This is a genomic window from Robbsia andropogonis (assembly GCF_034047095.1).
GTDB lineage: Bacteria > Pseudomonadota > Gammaproteobacteria > Burkholderiales > Burkholderiaceae > Robbsia > Robbsia andropogonis.
In genome coordinates, this window is the sequence record NZ_CP139164.1 from 988,462 (window position 1) to 1,000,220 (window position 11,759).

Here is an 11,759-nt window from a genome sequence, read left to right on the forward strand (position 1 = left end):
CGATCACCCGATGGAGGGGCATCGCTTAATGCGATGTGCCACGGCCGGCGATCTCCGCGCCGGCTTCGGGCGGCATGCGTCGAGTGATGGGAATCGACCCGAGCGACAAACATCCGATTGTGACGAAGGCAGGCCAGAAGTCCGTCCATGTCAGGGTTTCGTGACCTTGCACGTAGCGCGTGAGATGTAATACCACTGCGGCGAGCGCCACGCCGAGACCCAATGACATCTGTTGCACGAAGCTGGCGAGGCTTGTTGCACGTCCGATATCACGGGTAGGGATATCCGAATAGGCCAATGAATTCAGGCTGGTGAACTGAAGCGACGGAAAAAAGCCGCAAAATAACACGATCAGCCAGATTGCCCATACGGGTATGCCAGGAATGAATGCGCCGCAGATCGCAATCGCGCCAGCGGAGAACGCGGCGTTGTACATCAATACCGTGCGAAAACCCCAACGGCGTAACGTGGCTGGTGCCAGCCATTTCACCACAAAGGAGCCGAACGCGGAGGCGCAGGTGATCGAGCCTGACGCAAATGCGGACATCCCGAGCCCCGTTTGCAATGACAGCGGCAAAAGGATGGGAAGGGCGCCCAAGCCCATGCGAAACAAGGAGCCTCCGGCAACGCTCGCCTGGAAAGTCGGAATCGACAGAAAGCGCAAGTGTAGTAGCGGTTTTTCGACATTGAAGGCATACAAAACATACAAACCCGCCAGCGCCGCGCCGATGGCGATCAGCAGCCAGGCGGTGCCGAAAGAGACCAGCCCGCCACCCAGCACCGAGATGCCAAGCAGGAAGGTTGCGCCACCCCCGGCGGATAAAGCAAAACCGATCCAGTCCAATGGACCCGGATGCGGTTCCCGGGAGTTCTTTATGAAGCGCTGTGCCAGCCAGATGCCGGCAATGCCGACGGGGACGTTGATCCCGAAAATCAGGCGCCAATGCAAGTAGGTGGTGATGAATCCTCCCAACACGGGGCCGGCCGCGGGTCCCAGCAAAGCAGGAATGCTGAGGTAGTTCATTGCCCGAACGAAGTCAGCGCGAGGCACCGCCCGAAAAATGATGATACGCCCCACCGGAACCATCATGGCGCCGCCGATGCCCTGGACAAAGCGCGCGACGACGAAATAAGGCAGTGACATCGATGCCGCGCAGAGCAGCGATCCCGCGACAAAGACCCCAATGGCGGCCTGGAAGACGCGCAGCGCGCCGAAGCGGTCAGCCACCCATCCGCATATCGGAATGAAGATGCCAAGGCCGACCACATAGGCAATGACCCCGATTTGCAGGACGACCGGATCGCGGTGGAAGTCGCGTGCCATCGCCGGCAACGACGTGGCGATGACATTGGCATCCATGGATTCCATGAACATCGCGCAAGCGACAATCAGTGGAGCGAGAAATTCCCGGGGTATGGCACGCATGAGCATCGAAGCGGCGCGGCTGCGGGCGGCGCCACGGGACTTACGACCGAAGGCCGCGCAAGTGGTGCGGCTTTGCGAACGACGATGGCGCCAACGAGCGAGTCGCGGCATGAAGGGACACGGAGCGCCATTATCCCGGAATTTTGTCTGCAAAACGACTGGCAGTGCGTTTTTTTAGGAAAACATCTACCGCAGCGCAGTCGCGAACAACAAGTCGCGCGCGAGGGCGACCGGTTCTGGATCGCGCATGGTCTTGGCGATCAGCACGGCGCCTTGCAAGGTGGCCTGGACGTATCGCGCCAAGGCGGCAGGCACCGCAAATGACGAAGACGAACGCTGCAGCGGTTCCGTCGTGGGAGGATGGATGGCACCCGCGTCGATTGCGGCGGCGATGCATGCGGACAGCCTTTGTTCCACATGGTCGAGGATGTGGGCGATCTGCATGCGCAGCGCTTCGCTGTGCTCCGCGGTTTCCAAGGCGAGATTGCCGAGCAGACTACCGTGCTCGACACCGTGTTCGGTCAGGTCTGTCAACACCGCATCGAAATAGGCGTGCAAGCGACCGATCGCATCCAATTGCGCATTGTCGAGCGTGCGTTCGATCAGCGCGCGAGCTTGTTCGAAGTGCAAATCGACGACTTCCATCGCAAACGCTTCCTTCGATGGAAAGTGATTCGTGAACGACCCCTGAGGTACACCGGCGGCTTGTACGATGTCGCGTACGCTCGCGCCGTTGAAGCCGCGCTCATGCATCACGCGCAGCCCTTCGTTCAAAAGTTTGGTGCGGTGGGATGGTTTCGGCATAGTGCGCCAACTATACGGGCGTACACATTCCTTGGTCAACATGTTGCAAAATGACAGCATTTTGCATGGCGTACGACGATTTTAAACGCACGTTTGATTTATCTCGATGCTTCAGACTATTTTTGACGATTTATCCGCAGCTTTTACCTGTGCACTGCTTTTCCCGTAGCATTGTTCTCTCGCATGACGCGACGTGTTGGAAAATTCAGACAGCGATGCGTGATTGATTATCCGAAGCCGACAGTGGCGTGGGAACCGCACGCCGCATAGCGGAGCATCGTGTGGATCCACGTACCTGCGGCCAATGGCGATGAACTGTGTGCATGCTAGGAGGCCGGCGGCAGCCGAATCTGGACCCATGGCACGTATGGAGAAACGACAATGAGCGACATTCAATATCCGGCTTATCCCGAAGTGAAGCTGTTCATCAATGGTGAATGGCAGGAGGGCGCGCGCGATGCCACCGTGATCAATCCGGCAACGGAAGCGGAGATTGGCCGGATTTCGCTGGTATCGGAAAAGGAGCTGGCGGCCGCCGTGGATGCCGCGGATCAAGGATTCAAGCTATGGCGCACCGTGCCGGCGCTCGAGCGAAGCAAGATCATGCGCCGGGCCGCGGCGATATTGAGAGAGCGGGCGGATACGATCGCGGCCATCATGACGATGGAGCAAGGTAAACCGATCGGCGAAGCCAAAACAGAGGCGCTGGGCGCGGCGGACACGATCGAATGGTTTGCAGAGGAAGCACGGCGGACCTACGGCCGTATCATTCCGTCGCGCAGCCCGCAGGTGCGAAACGTCGTGCTGCGCGAGCCGGTTGGCCCGGTGGCGGCCTTCACGCCGTGGAACTTCCCGATCAATCAAGCGGTACGCAAAGTGTCGGCGGCGCTGGCCGCGGGTTGCTCGATCGTCTTGAAAGGCCCTGAAGAAACGCCAGCCAGTTGCGCCGAATTGGTGCGGGCATACGCGGATGCGGGCGTTCCGCCAGGCGTAGTGAACCTGGTGTTCGGCACACCGTCGGAGGTGTCGTCCTATCTGATCGCCCATCCGGTGATTCGCAAGATTTCGTTTACCGGCTCGACACCGGTCGGCAAGCAATTGGCCGCGCTTGCCGGGCAGCATATGAAGCGAGTGACAATGGAACTCGGCGGGCATGCCCCGGTATTGGTATTCGCGGATGCGGATATCGATCGCGCGGTGAGCCTGCTGGCGGGGGCGAAATACCGTAACGCCGGTCAGGTATGTATTGCGCCCACACGCTTCCTTGTCGAGCGTGGCGTTGTCGACGCATTTACGGAGGCAATGGTCAGCGCCGCTCGCGCGATCAAGGTCGGGAACGGTCTGGACGAGTCAACGAGGATGGGCGCGTTGGCAAACGATCGTCGTCTCGGCGCGATGGAACGGCTGGTGGCCGATGCGCGCGCGAAGGGCGCGCGGGTCGTGACAGGCGGCGAACGCATCGGTGACAAGGGCTACTTCTATGCGCCGACGGTGCTGACCGATGTCCCGGCCAATGCCGCATTGATGCATGAAGAGCCATTCGGTCCATTGGCACCGATCATTGCGTTCGATTCGTACCAGGACGCCATCATGGAGGCGAACCGTCTGCCATATGGATTGGCGGCTTACGCCTATTCGACATCGGCAGCCACCGTCGCCCGGGTCGGGAATGACGTGGAGAGCGGCATGATCTCGATTAACCAGCATAGCCTGGGTATGCCAGAAGTGCCTTTTGGAGGCATAAAGGATTCCGGATATGGTTCCGAAGGCGGGCAGGAAGCGATGGAGGCCTACTTGACCACCAAACACATCGCCGAGGGCACGTGAGTAGCGCACGGCAGACGTGCATCGGCGTTGATTGAAAACCCCTGCCTTGATGCCGCCGTCCAGCCAAAGGAGGGGGGCTGTCGCGCGACAGGCCCCCTCTGTTGCTTTCTGGGTCGCGAAAATTTAACAACCGGTTAATTTTGCGCGTAATTGGTTTCCGCAATAGCACACTCGCTGCAATTTGTCTTAGAATCAGCATCAAATTGATACATTCGTTTGAATGCGTTTGGCGAAAATTAAGCAGCGCCCCCCAGCGGAAAATAGGCACGCATCCGACCGGATTAGCGGGCCGATGGTCCATTTTGTAGGTCAGGCGCTGTCGAGATGTCACGCCGTATTATTAGGTGAAGAAATGAAGAAGCTGATGAACCGCTTGAGTCGGCTGAACCACTTCGGCGGACATCATTCGTCCGTGAACGGGCGATTGGAGGCGTTGGATCGTACTAACGCAGTCATCGAATTCAAGGCGGATGGGACAATTCTCTCCGCGAATGCGAATTTCCTGTCCCTGATGGGATATGGTCTCGACGAAGTCGTCGGGCAGCATCATTGTATGTTCGTCGACGCAGCGACATGTGGTTCCAGCGAATACACCCTATTCTGGAACAATTTGTCTTCCGGCGAGTTTCACCGGGGCGTTTTCAAGCGGTTGCGCAAGGACGGCCGTGAGGTATGGATCCAGGCGACGTATAACCCGATTGTCGATACCGACGGCAAAGTTCGGCGGGTCATCAAGTACGCGACCGATGTCACCGTGGATGAATTGCGCCACGCCGACCATCGCGGGCAGGTGGATGCGATCGGCCGCGCGCAGGCGGTCATCGAATTCACGCTGGACGGGACAGTACTTGCGGCCAACCAGAACTTCCTCACGGCATTCGGTTTTCGCGCGAATGAGGTCCTGGGACGTCACCACAGCATGTTTGTGGACCCGACCTATCGCAAATCGGCCGAGTACGCGATGTTCTGGAAAAAACTGGGCGAAGGTAATTACAACAGCGGTATATACCAACGCTTCGGCAAGCAGGGGCGTGCCATCTGGATTCAGGCAAGCTACAACCCGATCCGCGATATGAACGGCGACCTGGTCAAGGTCGTCAAGTACGCAACTGATATCACCTCTCGAATGGACGCGACGCAAACATTGCGCAATGCCGTGGGCGGCTTGTCGACCGCGTTGCAAGACAACGCTTCGTTTGCGCGTACGGCCAATGACCTCGCGCAGCGTACCGCCACGATGGCGCAGCATGGAGGAAGCGCCGTAAATGAGATGGTCGAGACGATGCGCGCCATTCACGATGGCGCGAAAGCAATGGGCGATATCATCAAGGTGATCGACGGTCTGGCGTTTCAAACCAACCTGTTGGCGTTGAATGCAGCCGTCGAAGCGGCACGCGCAGGCGAATCCGGGAAAGGGTTTGCGGTCGTGGCGGGAGAAGTGCGCAATCTCGCGCAACGCAGCGCGGATTCGGCACGCGAGATCCGCGCGCTGATCGATCGTTCATCGCGACAGGTCGACCACGGCGTCGAACTCGTTGAAGATGCTGGAAAGACGATCGTGGATGTGGTCTCGGCGGTCAAAGAGATGGCCACGTCCATGGATGCCATCGTGACGGCGGCGGAAAAGCAGGGCAACCAAATTGCCGGTTTGCGCCAAGCGACGGAAGCGCTGAAAATCGACGGGTAGCCTCTTCACGCAGCATTGCGTCGTTCGTACCGCAGCGCGCAGATAAAACCGCCCTGCGCAATCAGCGCCGCGCCCGTCAATACAACGGCCGCCGCGAGCGCCGGATGTCCGCCCAGGCTGGTGAGCGTCGTGCAGAGCGATCCCACCGCCATCTGCGTGAAACCATAGAGTCCGGCGGCCGAACCAGTCAGGCGATTGTCGACGGCCAATGCCTTGCTTAATGCCGCGGGACTCGACAAGCCCGCGCCCAAAGCGAACAGGAACGTACATCCCACCGCCGAGCTTACGGTGAGCGTGTCGGCAAGCACGATCAACAAGAGCGCGACAGCCGAAGCGAGGCTGACGATATTCCCGGCAATCAACAAACGTGTCAGAGAGACACCTCGAATCAAGCGCCGCGTGGTCGCGTTGCCGATCGACATGCCCACGATCAGCAGACCAAGATAGATTCCGACCTCCCCCAACGGGCGATGCAGTACCTGCGTCACGATGAACGGCGCTGCCGCGATATAGCCATAGATCGACGTTGTCGCGCATCCTCCGCCGATGGCGTATCCCAGAAAAGCCGGCACGCGCAGCAAGGTGCCGTAATCGCGCAGCAGTTTCGCGGCGCTGACGTTCCCGCTCGGTGATCCGGTCTCGGGGATCATCCGCCATGTCAGGAACAGGGTTGCCGTGCCGAGTACCGTCAAGACAACAAAGACCAGGCGCCAACCGCCGATGCTCACCAGACCCCATCCGGCGAGCGGGGCGAAGCCGGGTCCGACCATCATCATGAGGTTCATGAGCGCCAGCGCGGGTACGGCTTCGTCGCTGGCTGATGTATCACGCACAATAGCGCGGCCTAGCGCCAGACCCGCGCAGCCGCCCAGCGCCTGAAATAGACGCGCGACGATCAAGACGTGAACGCTGGTCGCGCACATCGCGATCGCACTTGCGACGCCATAAAGCGCCAGCCCAAATAGCAGCATCGGCCGGCGTCCCAACCCGTCCGAGAGCGGGCCATAAACGAGTTGTCCAAATGCCAGACCAATGATGTAGACGCTTATCGTCGCTTGCATCGCCGCCGGCCCGACACCAAACGCATGCGCGGCGTCCGGCAAGGCAGGTACAAAGATATGCATCGCCAGCGTGCCGCTGATGGTGATCATCACCAGCAGCCACAATGGCGCTTTCGGTACGGTCGATCGAAGGGGGGCTGCAATGTCTGTCGAGCGTGTTCCGGGCTTCCCATCCGACACGTTCATCTAATTTATTCTCACGTGAGCTTCATCGTCTTTCGCAAATCACACACGCCGATCCCGAGCAAGCGGGACGACGCCCGAGTGATGTGCATGTCCGCTGGCATGCACATCAGGGAATCGCGCAAGCGCTTACGGCGTACGACGGATGCGCATGTCAGCGCCAGCGTTAGCAACTGCCACAATTATACGATATATGATTGGCTAGGCAACTAATTGCCGATCATGGAAGCCTGCTTGTGTATCGATTGTTCGCTATGCCGTATGGGTATGGCATACCACCAGGATTTGCCATCCCTGTAACTACACGGGCTAACAAGTCGATCGAAAGTCAACCCGGGGGAATTCCCCGGACGTCATGACATCTGTCGTGATGAGCGAAGAATCCATTGCGGTTATAACTGGCCAAGCATGTGGTGTCCTAGCAATGCGTATTGAATAAATCTTCGTTATCTCAAAATGTTATCTAGATCAGTGATATTGGGAGCAGCATATGCGCGAATGTGATCAACGATCGACCGTCCCGTTTCGCACGTGTTCATGGATTACGAAAAAGATATTTGTGGAATATTAAAGCAACAATTCCGTCTCAAAAGCGTCAATAAATAAATTGCTGCGACAATTAGTCGCTATCTGTCTCTATAATTCCGCTCGTTGAAAGGTTCCCTTACGACCTTCGCGAAACCCGGAGAGGCAGCATGTCTGAACAAAAGGAGCCGCGCAGACGGTTCTTGCGCCAGGTCTTGGCGATCGTCCCCGCATCAAGTCTGGCTACCGGTGCGGCCATCTCGCAAACCGGGTGTTCAATGCCTAACGACACCAAGTCCGTCGATAGTGGCAAGGAGCAGCACCCGCTGGCGAACACGTCGTACAAGCCGGCCTATTTCACCGCGGGTGAATACGCCTTTCTCAAAGCCGCGGTGGATCATCTGATTCCCTCCGATGAATACGGGGCAGGTGCGATCGAAGCGGATGTCCCGGTGTTTATCGACAAGCAAATGGAAACGCCTTACGGTCATGGTCAGCTTTGGTATATGCAAGGCCCGTTTCATCCGGATCAGCCGCCGGAGATGGGCTATCAATTGAATTTGACACCCCGTCAGATTTTTCGTTTAGGCATCGCGGAAGCGGATGCATACGCGAACAGCGTCGAAGGTCATGCATTCGCGCATCTGACAAAGGACCAGCAACTGCGGGTATTGAAAGATATCGAGGCAGGCAAGCCCCAATTCGACAAGGTACCTGCCAAGACATTCTTTGGGTTCCTATTGAAAACCACGAAAGAGGGCTATTTCGCCGATCCCATTTATGGTGGCAATAAAGATATGGGCGGCTGGAAGATGGTGGGATTCCCTGGAGCACGCGCCGACTTTCTGGACTGGATCGACAAGCCGAACGTGAGGTATCCGTATGGGCCGGTGTCAATTTCAGGAAGGAAGGGTTGAGATGGCGATTAAAAAAGACAAAGTAGATGTTGTGCTGATCGGCTTCGGGTGGACCGGCGCGATCATGGGTATGGAATTGACGGATACCGGCATGAATGTTCTGGCGCTGGAGCGCGGCGAATTTCGCGATACGCCCACCGACGCCGCTTACCCGAAGGTCATCGACGAACTGGCGTATTCCACTCGTGGCAAGCTGTTCCAACAACTGTCCGGCGAAACCTGTACGATTCGTCACAACATGCAGTTGACCGCAGTGCCTTACCGGCAACATGGTTCTTTCCTGCTGGGTAACGGCGTGGGGGGCGCGGGTTTCCACTGGAACGGCATGATGTATCGCAATCTGCCCGAAGAACTGGAGATGAAGACGCGTTACACCGAGCGTTATGGCAAGAAGTTTGTCCCAGATGACATGTTGTTACAGGATCACGGCGTTACTTATGCCGACCTGGAGCCGTATTACGACTTCTCTGAAAAACTGATGGCGGTGTCTGGCAAGGCCGGCAACATCGACGGCAAGAAGACGGGGGCTGATGGGGGCAATCCGCTGGAAGCCCCGCGCACCGACGAATTCCCGACCGCACCGCTGCAGAAGCAATATAGCGGCATGCTGTTCGAAAAAGCCGCTCGGGAAACAGGCTTCCACCCTTACATGGCACCTGCGGCCAATGCATCAGAGCCTTATACAAACCCATATGGGGTACGGATCGGACCGTGTAACTACTGCGGTTTTTGTGAGAACTACGGGTGCTATATGTACTCGAAGGCATCTCCCCAAACAACGATCATGCCGGTGCTGCTGAAGCGCAAGAATTTCGAATTACGCACCGAATCCCACGTCCTGAAAGTGAATCTCGATAATACGGGCAAGAAAGCCACTGGCGTGACGTATATCGATTCGCAAGGGCGCGAAGTCGAGCAGCCTGCCGATCTGGTGATCCTTACCGCATTCCAGACGCATAACGTGCGACTGATGTTGTTGTCCGGTATCGGCAAGCAATACGACCCGTTGACAGGAGACGGCACGGTCGGCCGCAATTTCGCCTATCAGATGAACGGCGGTATCAATGTCATGCTGCCGAAGGGTACAGCGCTGAACCGCTTCGCCGGGACGGGCGCGGGTGCCGTCGGCATGGACGACTTGAATGGCGACCAATTCGACCATGGGCCGTTGGGTTTCGTTGGTGGTGCCAGCATCCGTACCTTGAGCACCGGTGGCCGACCAATCGGTCAGGCACCAACAGTCCCGGGCACGCCGTCGTGGGGAAGCGATTGGAAAAAGGGTGTCCAAGATGCCTACCAGCGCTATATGACCATCGGTATCTCCGGCTCCGTGATGGCTTATAAGGACCGCTATTTGGATCTCGACCCTACCTACAAGGACAAGTACGGACTTCCGCTATTGCGTATGACGTTCGACTGGCATGACAACGAGTTCGCGATGCTTGGCCATATGGGCGACGAGATGGAAAAGGTTGCAAGGGCCATTCCGAACGATGGCGTCTATCGTGCGATTCGCAAGAAGGGCGCGCATTGGGATACCCGGGTCTACCAGAGCACACACTTGACCGGTGGTGCCATCATGGGCACGAACCCGATGGAAAGCGCTGTCAATCGCTACTGTCAGAGCTGGGACGTCTCGAACGTGTTCGTCACGGGTGCGTGCCTGTTCCCGCAAAACATGGGCTATAACCCTACCGGTCTGGTCACGGCGCTGGCGTATTGGTCGGCGAAGGCTATCCGAGAACAGTACCTGAAGAGCCCGGGTCCGCTGGTGCAAGCATAAGGGGTCGATGATGAAAAAAAATACCAAACGCGCCGCGGCACCGGTCCGTAGGATGCGCGCATCGGTCGTTCTGTCGTCATTGGTGCTCACGGCGATGATGGGATTGACCGGTGCCCCTGCCACAGTCCATGCCCAAACGGCGCAATCATCCCCGGACGGTGATCAGGCGCAACAGATCAAGCAGGGGGCGTATCTGGCGAGGGTCGGTGATTGTATTGCATGCCATACGGCCAAGGGCGGTAAGTCGTTTGCGGGAGGCCTGCCGATGGCGACACCCATCGGTACGATCTACTCGTCGAACATAACGCCGGACAAGATCAACGGCATCGGCACCTATACGCTCGAGGATTTCGATCGCGCCGTGCGACATGGCGTGGCGAAAAATGGTAATACGTTGTACCCGGCGATGCCTTATCCGTCGTACGCGAAGGTCAAGCCGGCCGATATCAAGGCGCTGTATGCCTACTTCATGAATGGTGTCGCACCGGTGGCGCAAGCCAACAAGGCACCGGATATTCCCTGGCCCATGTCAATGCGCTGGCCTTTGGCCGCCTGGCGCAAACTGTACGCGCCCGATGTCGTGACCGAGGACACGCCGATCCAAGACGCCGACCCGGTGGCACGTGGCCGTTACCTGGTCGAAGGGTTGGCACACTGCTCGGCGTGCCATACGCCACGCAAGGTAACCATGCAGGAATCCGCCTTGACTGATGACGGATCGATGTTCCTGTCAGGTGCGGTGATCGACGGCTACCTCGCGAAGAACCTGCGTGGTGATGTCAATGATGGCCTGGGGAAGTGGACCGAGGCCGATATCGTGTCATTCCTCAAGGGGGGGCGTAACGCCCATTCCGCGGCATTCGGCGGCATGGCTGAAGTGGTCGAGAACAGCACACAGTTCATGACCGACGATGATCTTGGTGCTATCGCAACGTATCTGAAGACGCTGAAGGCCGTGCATCCAGATCAGGTTCCCCTGGTCTATAACAACGCCACCGAGCAAATGTTCCATAACGGCCAGGCGAGCAGCAACGGCGCCATCCAGTTCTTGAACAACTGCGCGGCATGCCATCGAACGAATGGGCTGGGTTGGAAAGAAACGTTCCCGGCCTTGGCGCTTAGCACGACGGTCAACACCCAGGACCCGACGTCATTGATCCACATCGTGCTCGCCGGCGCTGAAATGCCGTGGACAACGTCCGCTCCGACGCATTACGCCATGCCGGCATTTGCGTCGCGTCTTGACGACCGCGATATCGCCGAGCTGCTGACCTTTGTTCGTTCCGGTTGGGGCAACGATGCGCCTGCTGTCACACCGGACATGGTCGCGAAGGTCCGCCAGACCCTGCCGGCGACGCCAACGGAAGCGGCGCAAAAACGGGTTTCTCCGGTGGCGAAACATTGATCAGCAAAACCAGAACGGCGACTTTCGGCGCCGTTCATGATCGATGTCGGAAAGGTTAATTCGTCTTACAAAAAACTTTCATGCAACAGCCAGTGCGACGCATCCTGTCCAGGGTGTGCCGTGCCAATCTTTAGCCACGCC

The 11,759-nt window shown here is 58.0% G+C and carries 8 protein-coding genes; 5 read left to right on the forward strand and 3 right to left on the reverse strand.

From position 1 onward, the window contains the following. Positions 1 to 25: 25 nt before the first annotated feature. Positions 26 to 1,426: an MFS transporter gene (locus SJQ66_RS04305; protein WP_024904381.1), complete on the reverse strand. Its 1,401-nt coding sequence runs from the start codon at positions 1,424 to 1,426 to the stop codon at positions 26 to 28. 186 nt (positions 1,427 to 1,612) lie between these two features. Next, positions 1,613 to 2,230: a TetR/AcrR family transcriptional regulator gene (locus tag SJQ66_RS04310; protein ID WP_024904380.1), complete on the reverse strand. Its 618-nt coding sequence runs from the start codon at positions 2,228 to 2,230 to the stop codon at positions 1,613 to 1,615. Between the two features lie 381 nt (positions 2,231 to 2,611). Here SJQ66_RS04310 and SJQ66_RS04315 point away from each other — a divergent pair, with 381 nt between their 5' ends. Together SJQ66_RS04315 and SJQ66_RS04320 are read left to right on the forward strand one after the other, a co-directional pair. Beyond that, complete coding sequence (locus tag SJQ66_RS04315) at positions 2,612 to 4,057, forward strand: NAD-dependent succinate-semialdehyde dehydrogenase (protein WP_046153665.1); 1,446 nt, start codon at positions 2,612 to 2,614, stop codon at positions 4,055 to 4,057. 352 nt (positions 4,058 to 4,409) lie between these two features. After that, complete coding sequence (locus SJQ66_RS04320) at positions 4,410 to 5,744, forward strand: methyl-accepting chemotaxis protein (protein WP_046153664.1); 1,335 nt, start codon at positions 4,410 to 4,412, stop codon at positions 5,742 to 5,744. A gap of 5 nt (positions 5,745 to 5,749) precedes the next feature. Here the strand turns inward: SJQ66_RS04320 and SJQ66_RS04325 are convergent, their stop codons facing one another. Continuing rightward, entirely contained in the window at positions 5,750 to 6,991 is a 1,242-nt protein-coding gene (locus tag SJQ66_RS04325) for a multidrug effflux MFS transporter (protein ID WP_320533695.1), read from the reverse strand. A 692-nt stretch (positions 6,992 to 7,683) separates the two neighbouring features. On the opposite strand from SJQ66_RS04325, the gene SJQ66_RS04330 reads away from it, so the two are divergent. Genes SJQ66_RS04330 through SJQ66_RS04340 form a run of 3 tightly spaced genes read left to right on the forward strand, consistent with a single transcriptional unit; the run spans position 7,684 to position 11,618 of the window. After that, complete coding sequence (locus tag SJQ66_RS04330; RefSeq protein ID WP_024904376.1) at positions 7,684 to 8,430, forward strand: gluconate 2-dehydrogenase subunit 3 family protein; 747 nt, start codon at positions 7,684 to 7,686, stop codon at positions 8,428 to 8,430. Position 8,431: 1 nt separating this feature from the next. Beyond that, a complete protein-coding gene (locus SJQ66_RS04335) occupies positions 8,432 to 10,213 on the forward strand; it encodes a GMC family oxidoreductase (protein ID WP_320533696.1) in 1,782 nt (593 codons plus the stop codon). A 7-nt stretch (positions 10,214 to 10,220) separates the two neighbouring features. Then, positions 10,221 to 11,618: a c-type cytochrome gene (locus SJQ66_RS04340; RefSeq protein WP_390174016.1), complete on the forward strand. Its 1,398-nt coding sequence runs from the start codon at positions 10,221 to 10,223 to the stop codon at positions 11,616 to 11,618. The last annotated feature ends 141 nt before the right edge of the window (positions 11,619 to 11,759 follow it).